The following is a 21,270-nucleotide window of genomic DNA, read 5'->3' as shown; positions in this document are numbered from 1 at the left end:
GGCCCGGCGGACTTTCGTCCGGGCCCTTTTGTCATCCGCGGCCCCTGTTCACGCAGGCCCGCACCGAACATGCGCCAGGAAGATACGGGAATGCAGGTCACCGAGACGCTCAAGGACGGACTGAAACGCGGCTACGCCATCACGGTGACGGCTGCCGAGCTGGACGAGAAGGTCAACGAGAAACTCTCCGAAGCCCAGCCCGACATCGAGATGAAGGGCTTCCGCAAGGGCAAGGTCCCGATGGCCCTGCTGAAAAAGCAGTTCGGCCCGCGCGTCATGGGCGAAGTGATGCAGGAAACCATCGACGGCGCCATGTCCAAGCATTTCGAGGACACGGGCGAGCGTCCGGCCCTTCAGCCCGAGGTCAAGATGACCAACGAGGACTGGAAGGAAGGCGACGACCTTCAGGTCGAGATGTCCTATGAAGCGCTGCCGGAAATCCCGGAAGTGGACCTGTCGGGCATTGCGCTGGAGCGCCTGGTGGTCAAGGCCGACGACGCGTCGGTGACCGAGGCGCTGGAAAGCCTGGCCAAGAACGCCCAGGAATTCGCCGACAAGGAAGAAGGCGCCGAAGCTGCCGATGGCGACCAGGTCGTGATCGACTTTGTCGGCCGCATCGACGGCGAAGCCTTCGACGGCGGCGCAGGCGAAGGCTATCCGCTGGTCCTGGGTTCGGGTTCGTTCATTCCGGGCTTCGAAGAGCAACTGGTCGGTGCCAAGGCCGGTGAAGAGCGTGACGTGACCGTGTCCTTCCCCGAGGAATACGGTGCCGAGCATCTGGCGGGCAAGGAAGCCGTCTTTGCGTGCACCGTGCAGGCAGTGAAGGCCCCGGCCGAAGCCGCCATCGACGACGAGCTGGCCAAGAAATACGGCGCCGATGACCTGGAAGCGCTGAAGGCACGGATCTCGGAACAGCTGGAAAGCGAGTATTCCAACGCGTCCCGCGGTATCATGAAGCGTGGCCTGCTGGACAAGCTGGACGACCTGGTCAGCTTCGAGCTGCCGCCGACGCTGGTCAAGGCCGAGGCCGACCAGATCGCGCACCAGCTGTGGCACGAGGAACACCCCGAGGTTCACGACCACAACCACGATTCGATCGAGCCGTCAGAAGAGCACCAAAAGCTGGCCGAACGCCGCGTGCGTCTGGGCCTGCTGCTGGCCCATCTGGGCGAGAAGGCCGAGATCAGCGTCACCGACGCCGAGATGAGTCAGGCGGTCATGGCGCAGGCCCGCAATTATCCGGGCCAGGAACGCCAGTTCTTCGAATTCGTTCAGCAGAATCCGCAGATGCAACAGCAACTGCGCGCGCCGATCTTCGAAGACAAGGTCGTCGACTACGTCTTCGAGCTGGCGACGCTGACCGACAAGGAAGTGTCGAAGGACGACCTGCAGAAGGCGGTCGAGGATCTGGAAGAGGTCTGATCGACCCCTGACGGTTTCCCGGACAATTCGAACCCGTCGGCCCTGGGCCGGCGGGTTTTTTCATGCCCTGCCGTCCGGGCGGGGCCCTACACGGTTTCGCTGGGGGAAGGTGACGGCAAGGGCCGGCTTCTGAAGGTTGTGGGCGATCACGGGGACCGCTTTGGCCTTTCGGCGGCCGGTCCTCGCCGCCGATGCGCGGGGCCATGGTGTGGAGGGGCCGACGGGCGGCCGGCGAGCGATGCGGCCCTTGGCCGCCAGTGAAGGGGGGACGGGTCCCCGGCTGTGGCTCTCTTCCCTGACACCGAAACGAAAACGGCCGCCCCCTCTGGGGGCGGCCGGTCCTGTCCGATGGGGCAGGGGTTACTGGTTTGCGGCCACCTCCGCCTGTGTCAGTGGCGTCAGCGAGGCGCCGTCCGGGGCAAAGTTCGCACGGACGAAATTCGCCAGATCCGTCATCTGCTCCAGCGAGAAGCGGTCGCCGAAGGACGGCATCTGGCCATAGGCGTTGGAGCTGGCGTCGGCCTGCTGTGGTTCGATCCCGTTGGTCACGACCGACACCAGGTTCCGTCCGCCGGGTTCGCCCAGGGTCGAATTCCCCATCAATGCCGGCACCGCCCCCTGGACGCCCTGGCCCTTGTCGCCATGGCACACCGAACAATTGGACAGGAACAGCGCCTGGCCCGCCTTGTTCGGGTCGGCCTTGTCGCCCATCGCGGCCACCAGCTTTTCGCCCTTGGTGGGTTCGTCCGCCGGGACGTCCATCAGGAAGGTGGACACGGCTTTCAGGTCGTCACTGGTCATGTGGCGGAAGGAGTTCTTGACTGCCAGGAACATCTCGCCAAAGGCCGATCCCTGCGGTGCGGCCCCGGTCTGCAGGAAGATGATCAGATCCTCGCGCGTCCAGCCCCGTTCCGCCAGCGCCGCTGGACGGATGTCCGGGGCTTCCAATGCGCCCAGGACGGCGCCGGACAGGGCGTCGTCCTTGCCGGTTTTCATCGCACCCAGGGCGTTCCGGGGCGTGTGGCATTCGCCGCAATGGCCCAGACCTTCGACGATCCACTTGCCGCGGTTCCAGACGTCATCCTTGCCTTCGGTTGGCTGGAACGGTTCGCGGCTGGCGAACAGGAAATCCCAGCCGAACATGGCGGGGCGGATGTTGAAGGGGAAACCCATTTCGTTCGGGGTCTGGGGCCGGTCAACGGGCTTCAGGCTTTGCAGGTAGGCAAAGATCTTGTCGCTGTCGTCGCGGTCGACATTGTGGAACGAGGTATAGGGCATCGCCGGGTACAGCGGCGCCCAGATCGAATCCGCGCCATAGGCGATCAGCTGGTAGAACTCGGCCGAGGTCAGGTTGCCGATGCCGGTCTTCTTGTCGGGCGTGATGTTGGGCGAATAGATCGTCCCGAAGGGCGTTTCCATCGGATAGCCGCCGGCCAGTTCGTCGGCCTTGCCCTCGGCCGTGTGGCAGGACGCGCAGTCGCCCAGCTGGACAAGGTACTGCCCATCCTGGATGTCCGATGCGGCGGTCAGCGTGGGGCGTTCCTCGGCCCGGGGCACCCCCCAGACCAGAATGAAGACGCCGAAGCCCAGAAGGCCCACGACGCCCAGGAAAATCAGCCCAGATATGAGTCTCAGCATCCCTCAACTCTCCTTGGTATGGCGCGGCCCCTGCTGGAACTGGGCGCGCATGGCTTTACGATGGCGAAGGTTACCCGTCTTGCGATTGTAACCGCCGCGGCGTTCGATTTCGAAGCGTTCTTTGCACGGAGACGCCGAAAGGCCCCGCGCAAGACGTCCACACCCGGATGGCGGCACGCATATGCGGCCGGGTTCGGGCGGATCGGGATCTGACGGTAAAAGGCACTGTCATGGCGCATCTTGGCGCGCCGCGGGGCGCGTTCCGCAAAGGTGCGGGGGGCGATGCTGCGTGCAGGGCCCGGATAGGACTGTCGGACCTGGCTCTGCCAGGATCCGCGAATGATATCTTGTTGGACGGTGCAAATTGGTTCGCGACATGGGCGAACCTGGGGGTTGGGCTGGGGGCCTAGGTGCCGGCGCAATCGGCACGACCGTCGCCCGGTCGCACAGCGTCCGGGCGTGGCGGCCCCATAAGGATCACTCGTCATGATTGCCCTCGCAGCGCAGATCCGGCCACACCGACTACCCATCAAACTCACATGACCCGGACAGCGGCCCCAACTTCTGCCGCTCAGGCTGCATGACTCTGATCAGAGATCCAAGACCCGATTGCAACCGCTGGATGGTCGCAGCGACGGCTGTGGCACTTGCGCAATCGCCGGCCGCGGAGCCGTCGAGGACGACGCGTGCATCCGGGCGCTGCGCCCTCCTTGCGAGCGGGCCCTGTCAGCGGGTCTTGCTATCTGGCCCGTTTCGATGGGAGGCCATTCTTTTTGCAGCGCCTTGCAGCGGTTGAAGTGGCCGCGGCCAGAGATGGCGAAAGTCCTCCAGTCGATGCGGACCGGCAGATTGGCTGACTGGGTCCTGGTGGCAAGCAGCGCACCGACCGGCGCGCCGCCAGAACGTGTCGGACGCGCCGTTCCGGTCTGTCGGTCAGTCGAACAAGGTGATGTCGCCCGCGCCGGCTGCTGCCGGAGGGGCAGAGGGCCGGCTGGGGCGCACCAGCGTCGGCTCTGACGGGATCGCGTCCTGAAGGAACATGCGCTGCACCTGTCCCGTACTGGGGCGGAACCGGATCTTGCGGCCCATCGTGCCGCCCACGCAATGGGCGACGCAGTGAATGCCTTCTTCGGCCAGGAACCAGAACGCGAACTCCGAGTTGCTCTTGCCGATGCTGTTGCTGCCCTTGGTCATCTTGGCGCCGCCAAAAACCTTGGCCCGCAGCTCGCTGCGCCTGGCACCCTTTTGCAGCATCGCGTTGATCAGCAGTTCCATCGAGTTGACGCCATAGCGCAGGTTGCCGTTCTTGTCGTCCGGATCGCCGGGTAGCAGGAAGTGGTTCATGCCACCCACGCCTGCTCCCTCGTCCCATAGGCATGTCGCGATGCAGGATCCCAGGATGGTCACCAGCACGACGTCAGGTTCGGCCGAAAGCTTGTATTCGCCCTGAAGGACCGTGATCGTTCTGAGTCCGTTTTCAATCATCGGAAACGTCGCTTCGGTTGTCGATCCGGTCCGGGAAGGCCGCCATGGCGGGAAGGACCATCAGGGTTTGGCTTGCGTCGGATGAGGGGCCTGGATCCGGCTGTCTCCGACGGGATTGCGGGCCGGGCGAAGGATCCCCGCCGGGCTGAGCGGACCGGCGCGATACCTGTCGCGCCGGGCTTGACCCTTGTCGGGCCGTCAATAGTCCTGCCAGCCCGCATCGTGGCTGATCGCCGCGGATCCCCTGGACGACGCACCGCCGCCCGCGCTCGATTTGAAGGCAGAGACGGGGGCCGCGGCCGCAGCCACAGGCTTGTCGCCGCCGAGACGGAACCGGTCCAGCGTGCTGCTCAGGCGTTCGGCTTCCTTCGACAGCGCCTGGCTGGCGGCCGAGGTTTCCTCGATCACGGCGGCGTTCTGCTGGGTCACCTTGTCCAGTTCGTTGATGCCGGAGTTGATCTCCTCGAGGCCCGTGGACTGTTCGCGCATCGATGCGGCGATGTTCGAGACCAGTTCCGACACCTTGCGGATCCGGTTGATGATCTCGGCCAGGGCATCTCCGGTCTCGCTGACCAGCATGCCGCCCTCGTTCACTTGCTGACCGCTCTTCGAAATCAGGTCCTTGATCTCGCGCGCGGATTCCGAGGCACGTTGGGCCAGGGCCCGCACTTCCGAGGCGACGACCGCGAAGCCCCGACCAGATTCGCCGGCCCGCGCCGCCTCGACGCCTGCGTTCAGGGCCAGCAGGTTGGTCTGGAACGCGATGTCGTCGATCACGCCGATGATCTGGGTGATCTGGCTGGACGATTCCTCGATCTGCTTCATTGCCGCAATGGCATTGCGGACGATGTCGCCGCTCGCCTCGGCCTGGCGCCGGTTCTCTGCCACTGCATTGTCGGCCTCGGCGGCGTGGACCGCGGCGGACTTTACGCTGTTGGTCAGTTCATCCAGGGCTGCCGCCGATTCTTCCAGGGTCGAGGCCTGCGCTTCGGACCGTTGCGACTGTGCGTCGGCCACCTGGCTGATTTCGATGGCGCTGGCCCGCACGCTTTCGGCCGTACCGACCACCGTCAGCATCACGTCGCTGAAGTTTTCCAGCAGGGTGTTCAGGTCGTAGCAGACCTGGCGATAGCTGTCGCCAAGGCCATCGGACATCGCCACGTCCACGCGGGGCGACAGATCGCCTTCCGAAACCTGGCCCAGGCAGGCGCTGAGGTGATCGAACAGATCGTGCTTGCGTGCCTCGCTGGCGGCCCGTTCTGCCCGTGCCCGTTCTTCCTCGGCCAGGCGGTCGCGGAAGGCGCTCAGATGGCGGGAGATGCGCCCGATCTCGTCCGTACGCTCTATGTCCGGCACGGCGGTGACATAGTCGCCATCGGCAATCCGTTCGATGGCATTGGTCACCCGCAGCAGCGGCCCGCTAACCATCTTGCCGATGGACAACATGATCCCGCCCAGGCCGGCCAGCATGGCGATCGACGCCACGCCCAATGCGATCATCGAGTTTCGGAGGAGCAGGCCCATTTCGTAGGTCAGGTCCCACAGGATCACGACGGCGCCCACGGTCTCGTTGTCCTTGCCTGTGCGGACGGTCTGCGCAACCTGAATCAGCCCGTTGTCCTGGACGACCTCAGCTTCGCCCGAATTGAGCACTTTGCGTCCCAGGGCCACCAGTTCGGAGACGTTGCTGCCGGTTTCTTTCAACTGATCTACGACGGCACCTTCGGAATCCAGGACGACGATATCCTGTAGGTGGATCTTCTTGTTCTTTAGCACGGTGTCATAGATGTCGCGCAGCCGTTCCGTCCGCTGGAACTTCAGCGAGGCGGCCATTTGCTGGCCCAGCTGGCCGGTCAGCGCCCGCGTCGTCTCGGCGGCGAAGCTTTCCATCTGGCGGGACTGGCTGGAGAAATTCAGCCAGGCCACGATGGCAAAGGACAGAAAGAAGCCCAGCACCACAATCGAGGCCAGCTTGAACCGAAGGCCGACACCGGAAATCTTAGGTCGCTTCATAAGGGTGCCGACCAGGCGGCCTGCTGCGGTGTTTTCCATATCACGCTCCGCCGGTTGCAGTTATTGGAGGTCAGCCAGGACTTCGACGTTCACGCCGACCACGATGACGCCGATCAGGCTGCCGGTGTCCGGGTCGTGGATCGGGTGACTGACATGAGCGACATAGCTTTGCGACGAATCGTCGAAGTTGATTTCGCCGATATGGATGTCGTCGGTATGCATGGGGACGTCCCATTTCGGTTCGTCGCCCTGCCAGTAGTCCGAGGTGACGTGGCTTTGCCCGACATTCAGGCCGAGGTGATCGGTTACGAAGACTTCGGCAAAGAGGCCACGATTGTCCTCGACCACGGCGAGCAGGTGCTGCGACAGGGGGTTGCCCAGCGTTTCCGCGACCATCGGACCGTTGATCGCCGTCTGGTTGGCCCATTTGGTGTCCAGTGCATCGATCTGTGACTGATCGTAACCGTAGGTCGTCAGGTTCTGGGTTTGGACGGCCGAGATCACCTGGGGATCGTTGGCAAGGTCACGGATGGCCGTGTTGCCCAGTTCCGTCAGGATGCCGGTGAAATCGTCGGCGCCGGACGCAGTCGCTATCGGGAGGGTCAGCAGCGCAACGGCGCCGGCCTTGGCAATTCGGTTGAAGAGTCTCATTCGATTTCCTTCGTTTGGGGCGTGCAAGCGAAGCAGCGTCGCACGGCTCAATCTGTGGGGACCCTGACACAGCGGAATTAACAAACACTGTAGGGGCGAGGGGGCCGGGCGATTTCAGCGGCAGGACTTGACGTTCCTGGTCATGCCGCCGGCGCAGCGGCCCAGCTTGACCAGGTTCCTGTCGATCTCCAGGTGGAATTTCGCCAGCCGGTCGATGATGCCGGTCAGGGCCGCATCGGGGTTTTCCAGCCGGCCGCTTTCGACGCGGCACATCAGTTTCACGACGTCCAGACCGTTGATCCGCCGCCGCAGCCGGCGGCAGGTCTCGCTTAGACGCTCGGCATGACCCGCGATCAGTTTCAGCGAGTCGACCGACCGATGCTGGGTCAGGGCCGCAAATTGGTGGATCAGCGCCAGCTCGGCGTCGATGTCGACCCCGTGGCCGGCAAGCGCCTCGCGGTGGGTCGTCATCTCGAGCGCCGCTTCCATTGCGATTTCGGCGGCGTGCAGAGCAAAATGGCCTTCGGTGACCGCGCTCCGGATCTGGCCGAAGGTTTCACCGTCACCGGTATCCAGCGACGCAAGGTCCTGGCCCATGTCGGCGGCCATCACCTCGTAGTTCTGCGAGATCGAGCTGATCGCCGCGCCGCCGTCTTCCATCCTGTTGGACAGGATGCGCATGTTGATGGGTTCCGCGCGGATGTTGCGGAAGCCCGCGGCCATGCGCTGGACATAATCGTCCGCCTGTTGCGACAGCTCCAATATCCCGTCCAGCGCATTGGCGCGGATTCGGTCAGTCCGGCCCAGGCGCGACGTCCGGGCCTTCAGTTCCTGGGTCAGGGCGGTGCGCATGAAGGCTTCGTAATCGATGTGACCCAGTTCCTTCAGCCGCGCCAGAAACGCCTCGGCGCTGCGCTCTGGTTTCAGGTTCTGCGTCTCCTCCCGCGCAAGAAGCGCGCTGTACTCTGCCTCCATCGTGGCGCGCAGGTCGTCGTCGGGTCGGATCCGGATCGACAGGTAGCCGCCCGGGCAGGGCGAGACATAGGCCAGCGCCCAGTAATACCGCCCCGACCGGGTCCGGTTCTTGACATAGGCCACCACCGGCAGGCCGCGCGTCAACCGGTCCCACATGATCCAGAAGATGCCCCGGGGCATGTCCGGGTGGCGGATGATCTTGTGCGGAGCGCCCCGCAGCTCTGCCCAGGAGTATTCCGAGATCTCCTGGAAGGTGGCGTTTCCGAACAGTATGACCCCCCGTTCATCCGACCGGGAGTAGATGATCTGATGTGGCGCAAAGGGGGCGGCCATACCGGCCTGATGTCCGTCGGTCACCTGGACCGAACTGAAATCCTCCATCGCGTGCCTCCATCTTGGCATGTCACTCTGGCATCCCGAACGGTCGCTCCGCAGTCGTGCGGGCGGTGTATCCGGTCGGACCCGTTCGAAGGCTCTAGCAGCTAAGTCTTGACGGTCTGTTTAATCCGGCCACCGGACCGCTATGCCTTGTGCGGCGGCTGAACGCTCGGTTATCACCGGTGAGGTAGTGGCGCAGAGGCGGGCAGATGACGGAACTTTACAGCCGTTCGGCGGTGGAACTTGCGGAAATGGTGCGAAGCGGCGCCGTCACCGCGGTCGAGGTGACGCAGGCGCACCTGGACCGGATCGCAGCGACCAACCCGGCAATCAATGCAATTGTAGATATTTTCCCCGAGGAATCCGTGGCCGAGGCCGCGGCTGTCGATGCGCTGTTGGCCAAGGGGGGCGATCCGGGCCCGATGGCGGGCGTGCCGGTGACGATCAAGGTGATCTCGGACCAGAAGGGCCATGCCTCGACCAACGGTCTGAAGATCCAGAAGGACCTGATCGCGGAAGAGGACAGCCCCGTGGTGTCGAATCTGCGCAAGGCCGGTGCGGTCATTGTGGGGCGGACCAATACGCCGGCCTTTTCGCTGCGCTGGTTCACCAAGAACGACCTGCATGGCCAGACGCTGAACCCGCGGGACAAGAGCCTGACGCCGGGCGGCTCGTCGGGAGGGGCGGCGGCCTCGGTCGCCGCGGGGCAATGCGCGGTGGGGCATGGCACGGATATTGCCGGGTCGGTCCGCTATCCGGCCTATGCCTGCGGCCTGCACGGGCTGCGCCCGTCCATCGGACGGGTTCCGGCGCACAACTTTTCCGGCAAGGACAGGTTCATGGGCGCCCAGCTTATGGCCGTCTCGGGCCCGATTGCGCGCACCATGGACGACATCGCGCTGAGCTTCGCGGCCATGGCCGCGCCGGATCCGCGCGATCCGCACCACGTCGCCATGCCGCTGAACGGTCCGGCGTTCGAAAAGCGGGTGGCGCTGGTTCCGGCGCCCGACGGCATGCCCGTTGTGCCGGAGGTCGTGGCCGCGCTGGACGATGCCGCGGCAAAGTTCCGCGATGCCGGCTGGACGGTGGAGGAGGTGGACGCCCCGCCAATGCGCGAGGCGGCCGAGATCGACGCGCTTTTGTGGATGGCCGACAGCAAGGCCGCCCTGGCGGCGTACGAGGCCGAGGCCGAGGCGGATTCGCTTTTTGTCCTGAACCAGATGATGAAGCGCCTGGGGCCGATCGACCTGGACCGGGTGCAGCTGGGAATGCAGGCGCGGTCGCGGATCATGCGGGAATGGCAGATGTTCTTCCAGACCTGGCCCGTGGTTCTGTGCCCCGTGTCGGGGATGCTGCCCTTTGCCCAGCAACTGGACGTGGCGTCCGAAGGGACCTTTGCCCAGGTCTACGAGGCGCAACTGGTCCAGCGCGGCGTGCCGGCCCTGGCCTTTCCGGGGCTGACGGTGGCCACGGGTTTTGCCGGCACCGCGCCGGTGGGGGTCCAGCTTCTGGCCGAACGCTTCCGCGAAGACATCCTGCTGGAGGCCGGCGCTGTGCTGGAGGCCGCAGGCGAGGTGCCCGTCATCTGCACGCCCTGACCAAGCCTCTCGCCCCTGCCGCAAAGGCAGGGTAGAGGGCATCATGGAACAGGAATTCGAGATCTTTCTGGTCGCGGCCCCCGGGCTGGAAGACATGCTGCAGGCCGAGGCCCGGGCGCTGGGCTTTGCCGGCCCCGCGGTCGTGCCGGGGGGCGTCGTGACGTCCGGGGGCTGGCCCGAGGTCTGGCGCGCCAACCTGATGCTGCGCGGCGCCACGCGGGTGCTGGTGCGTTTCGCCAGTTTCCGGGCGATGCACCTGGCGCAACTGGACAAGCGGGCACGCAAGGTCGACTGGGCGTCGGTCCTGCGGGCGGACGTGCCGGTGCGAGTGGAAGCGACCTGCCATGCCTCTCGCATCTATCACGCAGGGGCCGCGGCGCAGCGGATCACGCGGGCGATCGCGGAAACGCTGGGCGCCCCGGTGATCGAGGGGCCGAAGACCAAGCCCAAGGGTCCCAAGAACGGCGATGACGACGACGATGCGCCCGCGCTGGCAACCGGTCCTGCGCCCGTCCGCGTGATGGCGCGGATCGACGACGATCTGTGCACGCTCAGCCTCGATGCCTCTGGCGAGGGGCTGCACAAGCGCGGCCACAAGCCGGCCGTCGGCAAGGCGCCCATGCGGGAAACGTTGGCGGCGCTGTTTCTGGCGCAATGCGGCTACACCGGGACGGAACCGGTGCTGGACCCGATGTGCGGGTCGGGCACATTCGTGATCGAGGCGGCCGAGATCGCGCTGGGCCTGGCCCCCGGACGCAGCCGCGGCTTTGCCTTCGAACGGCTGGCGGGCTTCGATCCCGCCGCCTGGGACGCGATGAGGGCTGCTGTGAGGCCCAGGGCACTGCCCGAAGGCCTGCGCTTCCATGGTTCCGACCGGGATGCAGGCGCCGTGAAGATGAGTATCGCCAATGCCGAAAGGGCGGGCGTCGATGCGGTGACGGAATTCCGGAACGCCGCCTTCAGCGATATCGCGGCGCCCGGCGGGCCGCCGGGACTGGTGATGGTGAACCCGCCCTATGGCACCCGGATCGGCAATCGCAAGTTGCTTTTCGGCCTGCACGGCGCGCTGGGCGAGGTGCTGCGGACCCGCTTCAAGGGCTGGCGCGTGGGCATCGTGACGTCGGATGGCGGGCTGGCCAAGTCCACGGGCCTGCCGTTCCTGCCCCCCGGCCCGCCGGTGCCCCATGGCGGGCTGAAGGTGAAGCTTTACCGGACGGACCCGCTGCGCTGACGCCTAGCGGACCTGCGTCGACAGCAGCGACAGGCCAGACAGCGGCGCCAGATCGTCGGTGATCAGGTGCAGGGCCGGATGATCTGTGAAGGGCCGCGACGACAGGGCGTCGTAGGTTGCGATCAGCCCGGGCCCCGCGGCCGAGTCGAGCAGCGCCCGAAAGACCGAACCGCCAAGGTAGAACCCGTCCGCCGGGCGATAGGCGAAGGTCAGGCTGTGGATGAACCACGCTGCCAGTTCCGCCTGCAGCGCCACGGTGCGCGCGGCGGGATCGTCGGTTTCGGTGCCCGGAGCCACGGCGCGGGCCACGATCTGGGGCGGTGTCAGGGCGGTCTGTTCCCCTGCAATCAGGGAGCAGAGCTGGGCCACGCCGCGGCCCGACAGCACTTCCTCGATACAGGATGCCGGATCGAACCGGCCCTGCGTTTCCACTGCCAGCTTTGCCAGCATTGGGCCGGGGACGGTTATATGGCCCAGGTCGCATTCGGCGGCGGTGATGTGGGGGCCCAGACGGACGGCCATGCTGCCGTTGATGCCGGTGCCGCAGGCCAGGACGAAGCTTTGCCCGTTGGACGCGATGCCGGATCCGGGATGCAGCGGGCGGCACTGGGCCTCGGTCACGGCGCAGGTGGCATAGCCAAGCGCCATCAGGTCGTTGATGAAGACGACGGGGCCGTCAAAGTCCGCGGACAGGACCTTGGCCATGCCGGAATGGGTGATCTTCCAGTCGCGGTTGGTCAGGCGGATCCCGTCGGCGATCACGGGGCCGGCCATGGCCAACGTCACGCCGCCAAGTGCCGGTCGGCCGATCCCGTCCAGATAGGCGTCGATCACGGCATAGCCGCTGTCGAAATCGTCGTTCCGAAAGGACCGTATCCCCTGCGGCGCACCGCCCCCGACCGACAGCGCCAGTCGGCAATTGGTGCCGCCCATGTCGCACAGAAGAAAGGGATCTGTCGTCGTGGTCATGCCTGTCTCCGATCCGGGCGGTTCTTGCGCGCCTGATACCGGCTTACAGGTTGTTCAGGAAGGCCAGCAAGGCGTCGCGGTCTTCTTTCGGCATGGCCACGACCGCATTCCGGGCCGGTTCCGCTTCGCCTCCATGCCACAGGATCGCCTCCAGCAGGTTCCGGGCGCGTCCGTCGTGCAGGAACCTTGTGTGGCCGCTGACGGCTTCTGTCATGCCGATGCCCCACAGCGGCGCGGTCCGCCATTCCGTGCCCGTCGCGCGGCCTTCGGGCCGATTGTCGGCCAGTCCTGCACCCATGTCGTGCAGCAGGAAGTCGGAATAGGGCCAGATCAGCTGGAAGCTTTGTTCCGGCTGGTCCTCTAGCCGGGCGGTCACGAATTTCGGCGTGTGGCACGCGATGCACCCGACGGAATAGAACATCTTCTTTCCGCGCAAGACCTCGGCGTCGTCGATGCCGGTCCGCTGCGGCACGCCCAGGTTCCGGCTGTAGAAGGTGACGAGGTCCAGCCCGGGCACGTCGATTTCCAGCGCTTCGTCGATTTCGGACGCGTCGGTTGCGCCGGTGCCCTGACCGTGCGGCGCCTGGCGGCAGGCGACTTCGCCATCGGAGCATTCGCCCCACGGGTCGGGGAACAGCACGTTGGAAATGCCGATATCGCCGGAAAAGGCCGCGGCCGACTGTTCCTTGATCGTCGGCGCCCCGGCCTTCAGGCCGAAGCGGCCCAGCATCGGCTGTTCGAACTCTCGCGAGATCACGATGTTGGGCCGGCCGGAAATGCCGTCGCCATTCGCATCGTCCGGATCGGCATTGGCCAGGATGTCGGCGGCCGGGATTGCCTCGACCAGGCCCAGGCCGATCATCTGCGGGGCGATCCGGGGGCTGAGCATCGCACCGTCGCCCAAGGGGCCATAGCCCAGATCGGCGGCGGCATAGGTGGGCTTCAGCAGCGTCGCGGTTTCGCCGTCGGACAGCGGCACCTCGACCTCTTCATAGGTGATGTCCAGCCGGTATTCGGCCGGGATCCCGGGAAGCGAGAAGTCCTGAAGCTGGCTGCCATAGTGCGGATCGGGCGCGGTGGCGATCCAGTCTTCGATTTCGGCGACGCCGTCCTCGGGCCCGCCGGGGACCGAGATCCGCAGGAACATAGACACGGCGTTGTCGTCGGGGCCTTCGGGCGGATGGCCGCGGCCGTCCTTCAGGTGGCAACGCTGGCAGGCCCGCGCGTTGTAGAGCGGACCCAGACCGTCCGACGCCCGGGTGGAGGAGGGCGCAGAGACCCAGAGTTTCTTGAAGAGGCCGTTGCCGACCTTGAAGTCCAGTTCCCGCTCGAAATCCATGTTGGCGGAGGGCTGCGAGAACGCATCGCGCGTGGCGCGCACCTCGACAGAGGCGGCGCCGGCAGGGTTCTGTTCGAACGTCTCGGGCTTCGAGAAGTCCTGGGTGGGGGCGATCACCTTTGCGATCCGCTGCGCCTCGGCCCCGGTCCGGGGGACGACGGTCAGGTGGGGGTCACCCAGCTCTTGCGCTGCCAGCGCCGTGGCAGAGCCCAGCAGAAGGGTGGAAATCAGAAGGCGGGAGCGGAAAGAAGACATGACAGGCGTCCGTGTCGGCAAGGGAACACTGCGCGGGAGGGCCGGGCCCGGTATCTATCGCAAGATCGGGCGGGGAGAGTCGAGGCATTCCGACGGTTTTGGTCGGCTTTGCCGCACCGCACCCGGCCCGCCAGCGCAGGATCCAGCGCGGGGGCAGGAGCTTTCCATAAGGGATAGCAGCCCGGGAGCCCGCGGCACTGCACGGCACGGCAGGTGGATGGCGCTGGTGGGCCCGCCCGGCGGTGCAGGATCAATGGATCCTGACCCTAACCGTCGATCCGGGCGGCGATGATGGCGATGGCCTGCTGATAGACGGTGGCAGCATTCCAGGTGGCGATCACGGCAAAGTTCGGCTGTCCGGGCTGATAACCCTGGCCGGGCTTCCAGCCCTTCTGGCGCAGGTAGTTGGCGGTCGAGGCCAGCGCGTCCGAGATGTCGTAGAAGTCGATCTTGCCGTCGCCATTGGCATCGACCCCGTAGGTCAGCGCGTTGCCGGGCAGGAATTGGGTCTGACCCAGTTCGCCATGTTTCGCGCCCAGCGTGCCGGTGGTGATCATGCCCAGGTCGACCATCTTCAGCGCGGCCAGCGCATGCGGTCGGAAGAAATCGGACCGGCGGCAATCGTAGGTCAGCGTCACGATGGCCGACACGACGGGCGTGTCGCCGGTAAAGCGGCCGAAGCCGGTTTCCATTCCGTGGATCGAGATCAGGACGCCCGCCGGCACGCCATAGACGCGTTCCAGGCTGTCGTAAAAGGCTTGGGCCTGGGCCTTGCGTTTCTTGCCCTGCGCCGCGATCACGTCGGCGCCGCGGACCTGCATGAACTTGTCGAGACTGTACTTGAAGCTTTTCTGCCCGCGGTCGGCCGCGATGGTCGACGACGAATAGGAGGTCCCGGCCAGGGCCTGCAATCCGCGGGGGCCGATACCGGCTTGTTTCGCTTCCTGCGCGAACTGCTGTTTCCAGGCGTCGAACCCGGCCCCGGTATTGCCGCAGGTGGCCGCCAGGGCGGGCAGGGCCAACGCCGAGAGACCGAGGGCGAGGAGTGCAGAGCCCAGGCCCTTTCGCCAGCGGGACAGGGGCGAAGCCGTTCGGGAAGAAGCCGAGCGGCAAGACGGGGCAGGCAAGGGGCTGTGCAGCATGTCCGTGGGCCTTTGCATGGGAAAGGGGCAGGGACAGCGTACAGTCGAAACCCGTTTTGCGCCAAGGCGGGTTTCCAGACCCCGGGGTGAAACACCCGTGGCGGGCCTTGAACCGGCCGGTGTCGCTCTTGTGGCCGGTGCCGGGACCCCGCCCGTCGGCGGCCCGCCCGCCCCGGCGGATCCTTTCAGGATCGGCCGATCGCCTTCGGGCGCGATGCGGGTGCGGGACGCACACGCGATGGCCTTGCCGGGGCACGCGCAGGATCACGTCGGGAGGCGGTGAGAGGCGGTGAGGGGGCAGAGACGGGTCGCGCGCGCGGCCCCCCTCGGCGTTCCGTGCCAGAGACCGTGACCACCTTGAAGGCGGACCCCCGGCGCAGCGGGTGCAAGTGTGGGCGAAGGGCCGGTCCCCAACGCAAAGGGGCGCCCCGAAGGGCGCCCCTGATACCGTCGGATCGGAAGACCGATCAGCAGCTGTAGTACATCTGGTATTCTACCGGGTGCGGCGTGTGCTCGTAAGCCTCGATCTCTTCCATCTTCAGCTCGATGTAGCCGGCGATCTGGTCCTTGGTGAACACGTCGCCCTGCAGCAGGAACTCGTGATCGGCTTCCAGGCATTCGATCGCTTCACGCAGCGAGCCGCAGACGGTCGGGATGCCGGCCAGCTCTTCCGCGGGCAGGTCGTAGAGGTTCTTGTCCATGGCTTCGCCCGGATCGATCTTGTTGGTGATCCCGTCCAGACCGGCCATCAGCAGGGCTGCAAAGCACAGGTACGGGTTCGCCGACGGATCGGGGAAGCGGGCTTCGACGCGCTTGGCTTTCGGGCTTTCGGTCCACGGGATCCGGATGCAGCCCGAACGGTTGCGTGCCGAATAGGCGCGCAGCACGGGGGCTTCGAAGCCCGGGATCAGGCGCTTGTACGAGTTGGTGCCCGGGTTGGTGAAGGCGTTCAGGGTCTTGGCATGCTTCAGGATGCCGCCGATGAACCACAGCGCCTCGTCCGACAGATCGGCATACTTGTCGCCTGCGAAGAGCGGCTTGCCGTCCTTCCAGATCGACATGTTGCAGTGCATGCCGGTGCCGTTGTCGCCCGCGATCGGCTTCGGCATGAAGGTCGCCGTCTTGCCGTAGGAATGGGCCACGTTCTGGATGATGTACTTGTACTTCTGGATCTCGTCGGCCTGCTTGGTCAGCGTGCCGAAGATCAGACCCAGCTCGTGCTGGCACGACGCCACCTCGTGGTGGTGCTTGTCGACCTTCATGCCGATCTTCTTCATGGTCGACAGCATTTCCGAACGCATGTCCTGCGCCGAGTCGGTCGGGTTGACCGGGAAATAGCCGCCCTTGACGCCCGGACGATGGCCCATGTTGCCCATCTCGTACTCGGTGCCCGAGTTCCACGAGGCGTCGATGGCATCGACTTCGTAGGACACCTTGTTGATCGAGACCTGGAAGCGGACGTCGTCGAAGATGAAGAATTCGGCTTCGGGGCCGAAGAAGGCGCTGTCGCCGATGCCCGAGGACACGAGATAGGCCTCGGCCTTGGCCGCGATCGAGCGCGGGTCACGTTCGTAGGCTTCGCCGGTGTCCGGTTCCACGACCGAGCAGTGCAGGCAGAGCGTCTTTTCGGCATAGAACGGATCGATGTAGCCGCTTTCGAGATCCATCATCAGTTTCATGTCGGATGCTTCGATCGACTTCCAGCCGGCGATCGAGGAGCCGTCGAACATGAAGCCTTCTTCCAGGAAGTCCTCGTCCACCATGTGCGACATGAGGGTGACGTGCTGCAGCTTGCCGCGCGGATCGGTGAAGCGCAGATCGACATATTCGACCTCTTCGTCCCTGATCAGGTCGACAACGTCTTTGATGCTCATAAACCCAGGTCCTCTCGATTAGTTGTGGGCATTCACGGTGTTTCAGAGCGCGTCCGAGCCGGATTCCCCGGTCCGGATGCGGATGGCCTGTTCGACGGACGTGACGAAGATCTTGCCGTCACCGATCTTGTCGGTCTTGGCGGCTTCGACAATGGCTTCAATGGCCGCATCGACCATGTCGTCGTCGAGAACCACCTCGATCTTCACCTTGGGCAGGAAGTCGACCACATATTCGGCGCCGCGATAGAGTTCGGTATGACCCTTCTGACGACCGAAGCCCTTCACTTCCAGAACACTGAGCCCCTGCACTCCGACCTCCTGCAGGGCCTCCTTTACTTCATCCAGCTTGAACGGCTTGATGATGGCTTCGATCTTCTTCATCTGACGCTCCTTGAACCGGGCTTTCGACGGGTGAGACCATGTCTCCGAAGGGGCCACAATCGCAGATGGGGGCGCCGGGGGGCCCGCAAGACGTGATTTTCGGAACGCGGTCAGAACTTGGGCATGATGTGCAAAGTTTAATCAGAAATGAATCCGCATGGAAATGGGCAAGAAATGACTGAACTGCTGAAAGCGTCGGAGATGCGGGCGCTGGAACGGGCCGCCATCGAGAGCGGCGCGGTGACCGGGCTGGAGCTGATGGAGCGGGCCGGGCAGGGCGTCGTGGCGGCGATCTTCGAGACCTGGCCGGAACTGGACGGGGCGAAGTCGGAGCGAGGGGCCGGCCCCTCGCGCTCCCCGGAGTATTTGGAAAGAGAAGAAGGGGGGAGGCGGGCGCTTGTGCTGTGCGGGCCCGGGAACAACGGCGGCGACGGGTTCGTCGTGGCGCGACTGCTGCGGGAGCGGGGCTGGCGGGTCGACGTGTTCCTGCTGGGGGATCCGGAAAAGCTGCCGCCGGATGCGCAGGCGAACTGCCAGCGATGGTTGGCGATGGGAGAGGTGAGAACCTGGGATGTCGGTGACATCCGCGCGTTCTATTGCGGCAACGAGGCGGATCAGTTCGTGATCGTCGACGCCTTGTTCGGAACCGGGCTGACGCGGCCGCTGTCTGGCGACGATTTCGAGACGCTGTTTCATACCTTCATGCCGGATGCGATCCGGGGCAACAACCCGCATCGGCGGAGTGACAAATTCGTGGCCATCGATGTCCCGAGCGGAATGGACAGCGACAGCGGCAGAAATTTTGGAGGATTTCCCGCACATCTGACAGTGACGTTCCACCGTGCCAAGATCGGTCACTACATGGCAGACGAATGCTTGCCTTATGGTGGCGCGGCTGGGTGCGGGGACGTTGTTGTTGCGGACATCGGATTGGACGAAGCACTGGCCAGGCTGCCTGCCGAGGTTCGAAACCCGAACGGTTCTGGCGTTTGCCGGCTGGTCGGCGCGCCACGCAAGGCGCAGTTGGACAAGACGGCAGCATCGCACAAGTTTTCCCATGGCCATGCGCTGGTCCTGTCGGGCGGGCCGGGGCGCACCGGGGCCGCGCGGCTGGCGGCGCGGGCGGCGCTTCGCGTCGGTGCGGGGTTGGTGACGCTGGGCGTGCCGCCCGCGGCGATGCAGGAGGTGGCGGCACAGGTTACGGCCATCATGCAGAAGCCGGTCCGCGATGCGGCGGCTCTGGCCGATGTTCTGGGCGACCGGCGGATCACGGCGCTGTGCCTGGGGCCTGGTCTGGGGACGGGATCGCGCGAGGCGGATCTGGTGGACACGGCGGTGCGTGGGGACCACGCACCCTACGGTGTGGTGCTGGATGCAGATGCGTTGACGCTGGTTGCGGGGGATCGGGAGCTGTTCGGGGCACTGCATCCGCGATGCGTGCTGACGCCTCATGGCGGGGAGTTCGCCCGCCTGTTTCCGGAGATCCATGCGAAGTTTGTGGCACCCGCGGAGCGCGGGCCGGCCTATCCCAAGGTCGATGCCACGCGCGACGCGGCGGCGCGGGCCGGGTGCGTGGTGCTGTTCAAGGGCCCCGATACCGTGATCGCCGCGCCGGACGGGCAGGTCGCGGTCCATGCGGCGGTCCATGACCGCGCGGCGCCGTGGCTCGCGACGGCGGGTGCGGGCGACGTGCTGGCGGGCCTGATCGCGGGGCTGATGGCCCGGGGGCTGGCGCCGATGGAGGCGGCCGAGGCCGGGGCCTGGCTGCATGTCGAATGCGCGCGGGCCTTCGGACCGGGACTGATCGCCGAGGATCTGCCGGAAATGCTGCCGCAGGTGTTGCGTCAGTTGGGGGCGTGACGCGGCTTTTCCTCTCGCATACCCGCGCGCGCTTTGCTATCTGGTCCGGCACCGAGGCGACCAAGGTCGAGGCGGTCGTGCGGGTGTGGCGGAATTGGTAGACGCACCAGATTTAGGTTCTGGCGCCTTTGGCGTGGGGGTTCGAGTCCCTTCACCCGCACCATATTGCTTTCAATGTGAAAATTCCTGCGACGGCAGCATTTGCGCTTGTTGCGTCGGTTGAGTTTGGCACTTTGTTAGCACTTTCCCGATTTGATTTCGCTCTGTTCCCGGGTTGTCTGAGCCCTTCTTGTGACGGCGCGCTGGCTTTTGGACAACGGTGCAGGCTTTTCTGGACGGAAATTTTGTTCCAACTAACTGTGACGGCTGTAGCGCGACACGGAAAGTTACAGCAGCGCGATTGCCGAGGGTCTTGCAGCAACGGCCGTATGACCCTCGGCTCACTTCTCATCAGACCGTACATCGCTGTCGCAGCCTCGCGGCGGATTTCGCGCGCGCGGGCGTCTCGGCGCACAGGCCCTCTCGCGCCGAGCTGGCGACCGACCAGATAGGCAGGAACGAGATTGCGGACAGGATGATTGTGGCACTTGCCCGGATGGTCTTCGATGGGATGATCCCGACCGAAACCCAAGGGGCCTCGCTGCAGCCCGGCGACGAAACGACCGAGCACCTGATCCGCCGTCTGTTCGAACGCGCCATTGGCAATGCGCTCCGCATAAGCCTGCACGCCGCTGACGAGAAGCCGACCAGCGGCCTGTGGTGGCCCACCTGCGGCCGGGACGGCTGCCCTGTTGCCTCCTCAGCCCGGCTGAATCCAGGTGGCCGCGGCCCGCCCCGCGCAGCGGCCCGTCGCCAGGCAGGCGGTCAGCAGGTAGCCGCCCGTGGGGGCCTCCCAGTCGATCATCTCTCCGGCCAGGAAGGTGCCGGGGCGGTCGCGCAGCATGAGGTCCGGCGTCAAGCGGTCGAAGGGCACTCCCCCGGCGGTGGAGATCGCCCGGGCCATGTCCATAGGTCCCGTCAGGGGCAGCGAAAGGGCCTTGACCCGGGCGGCCAGGCCTTCGGGGTCCGCGGGCAGGGGGCGGCCCAGTTCGTTCAGCAACGCGCGCTTGACCGGGTCCAGCTTCAGTGCCTTGCGCAGCCGGTTGGACAGGCTTTCGCCCCTGCGCACGGCGGCCAGCCGGGCGGCGATGTCCGACACCTGCAGGTCGGGCGCCAGGTCCAGACTCAGCGCCGCGCCCCCGCGCAGGACACGGGAAAGGGTGTAGACCGCACCGCCCTCGATCCCGTCTCGGGTCAGGACGAATTCGCCGCGGGTTTCGCGGTGGCCTGTGCGCAGGGCCACGGCCTTCACCGGTGCGCCGAAATGCGGTTCCATGTGGGCGGACCAGGTGTGCCGGAAGCCGCAGTTGGCGGGCGCGAAAGGCGTTAAAGGGGCAAGCGCCCCGGCCCAGGCTCCGTCGGAGCCCAGGCGAGGCCAGCTGGCGCCGCCCAGGGCCAGCACGGTGACATCCGGCGTGATCTCCCGCGGGCCGTCCGGCGTGGCAAAGCGGGATCCCGCGCTGGTGAACGCCTCCCATCGCCAGCGGGTCCGCAGCACGACACCCTGCCCGGAGAGCCGGCCCAGCCAGGCGCGCAGCAGCGGAGAGGCCTTCATCCCCACCGGAAAGACCCGGCCCGTGGAGCCGGTGAAGAGCGTCTCGCCCAGCCCGCGCGCCCAGTCCTGCACCGCCTCCGGCCCAAAGGCCTCAAGCGCGGGGCGCAGCGCTGGGGCTGCGTCCTCATAGGCCAGCAGGAAGGTTTCGAAAGCCTCTGCCTTCGTCAGATTCAGCCCGGATTTCCCGGCCATCAGCAGTTTGCGCCCCATGGTCGGCATCTGTTCGGCCACGGTGACCGAAATCCCCGCCTCGCAAAGCACCTCTGCCGCCATCAGCCCCGCCGGGCCGCCTCCTATGACCAATGCCGTCGCCATTGCCGTCTCGCCGTCCTGTCGTCGTCTCATGCAAGAGGATCCCGTCTGCCCGCTCTGCCCGGGCCCGATCCTGCCGGACATACCGCAGAG

The 21,270-nt window shown here is 65.8% G+C and carries 15 protein-coding genes and 1 tRNA gene; 5 read left to right on the top strand and 11 right to left on the bottom strand.

The genetic code is table 11. The annotated features are described in order from the left end of the window. Positions 1–90 precede the first annotated feature (90 nt). Positions 91–1,422: a trigger factor gene (gene tig / locus FQK05_RS04600; protein WP_158964670.1), complete on the top strand. Its 1,332-nt coding sequence runs from the start codon at positions 91–93 to the stop codon at positions 1,420–1,422. Positions 1,423–1,782: 360 nt separating this feature from the next. Here tig and FQK05_RS04595 read toward each other — a convergent pair whose 3' ends face one another. From FQK05_RS04595 to FQK05_RS04575, 5 genes are all read right to left on the bottom strand, one after another. Beyond that, on the bottom strand, positions 1,783–3,060 hold the full coding sequence (locus tag FQK05_RS04595) for a c-type cytochrome (RefSeq protein WP_158964669.1): 1,278 nt from the start codon (positions 3,058–3,060) through the stop codon (positions 1,783–1,785). A 933-nt stretch (positions 3,061–3,993) separates the two neighbouring features. Further along, positions 3,994–4,545: a chemotaxis protein CheD gene (locus tag FQK05_RS04590; protein WP_158964668.1), complete on the bottom strand. Its 552-nt coding sequence runs from the start codon at positions 4,543–4,545 to the stop codon at positions 3,994–3,996. A gap of 198 nt (positions 4,546–4,743) precedes the next feature. Further along, positions 4,744–6,597, bottom strand: coding sequence for a methyl-accepting chemotaxis protein (locus FQK05_RS04585; RefSeq protein ID WP_158964667.1), 1,854 nt, complete (start codon positions 6,595–6,597; stop codon positions 4,744–4,746). Positions 6,598–6,618: 21 nt separating this feature from the next. After that, positions 6,619–7,209, bottom strand: a complete 591-nt coding sequence (locus tag FQK05_RS04580; protein ID WP_158964666.1) for a hypothetical protein — start codon at positions 7,207–7,209, stop codon at positions 6,619–6,621. Positions 7,210–7,323: 114 nt separating this feature from the next. Further along, complete coding sequence (locus FQK05_RS04575; protein WP_158964665.1) at positions 7,324–8,565, bottom strand: PAS domain-containing protein; 1,242 nt, start codon at positions 8,563–8,565, stop codon at positions 7,324–7,326. Between the two features lie 206 nt (positions 8,566–8,771). On the opposite strand from FQK05_RS04575, the gene FQK05_RS04570 reads away from it, so the two are divergent. Then, positions 8,772–10,160 carry an amidase family protein gene (locus FQK05_RS04570; RefSeq protein ID WP_158964664.1) on the top strand — a complete coding sequence of 463 codons (1,389 nt, stop codon included), beginning with the start codon at positions 8,772–8,774 and terminating at the stop codon, positions 10,158–10,160. Between the two features lie 43 nt (positions 10,161–10,203). Continuing rightward, complete coding sequence (locus FQK05_RS04565; RefSeq protein WP_158964663.1) at positions 10,204–11,391, top strand: THUMP domain-containing class I SAM-dependent RNA methyltransferase; 1,188 nt, start codon at positions 10,204–10,206, stop codon at positions 11,389–11,391. Positions 11,392–11,394: 3 nt separating this feature from the next. Here the strand turns inward: FQK05_RS04565 and FQK05_RS04560 are convergent, their stop codons facing one another. The 5 genes from FQK05_RS04560 to FQK05_RS04540 all read right to left on the bottom strand — a co-directional run bounded on the left by FQK05_RS04560 (position 11,395) and on the right by FQK05_RS04540 (position 17,351). Further along, positions 11,395–12,360 (bottom strand): glucokinase, encoded by a 966-nt coding sequence (locus FQK05_RS04560; RefSeq protein WP_158964662.1) that lies wholly within the window; start codon positions 12,358–12,360, stop codon positions 11,395–11,397. Between the two features lie 43 nt (positions 12,361–12,403). After that, positions 12,404–13,954, bottom strand: coding sequence for a di-heme oxidoreductase family protein (locus FQK05_RS04555; protein ID WP_158964661.1), 1,551 nt, complete (start codon positions 13,952–13,954; stop codon positions 12,404–12,406). A 266-nt stretch (positions 13,955–14,220) separates the two neighbouring features. Next, positions 14,221–14,976 (bottom strand): lytic murein transglycosylase, encoded by a 756-nt coding sequence (locus FQK05_RS04550; protein ID WP_233270356.1) that lies wholly within the window; start codon positions 14,974–14,976, stop codon positions 14,221–14,223. A gap of 587 nt (positions 14,977–15,563) precedes the next feature. Next, the gene (gene glnA, locus FQK05_RS04545; RefSeq protein WP_158964659.1) at positions 15,564–16,970 is read right to left on the bottom strand and encodes a type I glutamate--ammonia ligase; all 1,407 of its coding nucleotides are present in this window, start codon (positions 16,968–16,970) and stop codon (positions 15,564–15,566) included. 42 nt (positions 16,971–17,012) lie between these two features. Continuing rightward, on the bottom strand, positions 17,013–17,351 hold the full coding sequence (locus FQK05_RS04540) for a P-II family nitrogen regulator (protein ID WP_158964658.1): 339 nt from the start codon (positions 17,349–17,351) through the stop codon (positions 17,013–17,015). Between the two features lie 174 nt (positions 17,352–17,525). Here FQK05_RS04540 and FQK05_RS04535 point away from each other — a divergent pair, with 174 nt between their 5' ends. Both FQK05_RS04535 and FQK05_RS04530 read left to right on the top strand, forming a co-directional pair. Beyond that, a complete protein-coding gene (locus tag FQK05_RS04535) occupies positions 17,526–19,211 on the top strand; it encodes an NAD(P)H-hydrate dehydratase (protein ID WP_158964657.1) in 1,686 nt (561 codons plus the stop codon). Between the two features lie 79 nt (positions 19,212–19,290). Then, positions 19,291–19,374, top strand: a tRNA-Leu gene (locus FQK05_RS04530). A gap of 636 nt (positions 19,375–20,010) precedes the next feature. Here the strand turns inward: FQK05_RS04530 and FQK05_RS04525 are convergent. Further along, positions 20,011–21,180 (bottom strand): TIGR03862 family flavoprotein, encoded by a 1,170-nt coding sequence (locus tag FQK05_RS04525; RefSeq protein WP_158964815.1) that lies wholly within the window; start codon positions 21,178–21,180, stop codon positions 20,011–20,013. Positions 21,181–21,270: the final 90 nt, after the last annotated feature.

The organism is Chachezhania sediminis, from assembly GCF_009765275.1.
GTDB lineage: Bacteria > Pseudomonadota > Alphaproteobacteria > Rhodobacterales > Rhodobacteraceae > Chachezhania > Chachezhania sediminis.
This window is presented reverse-complemented; position numbering and strand designations above follow the sequence as displayed.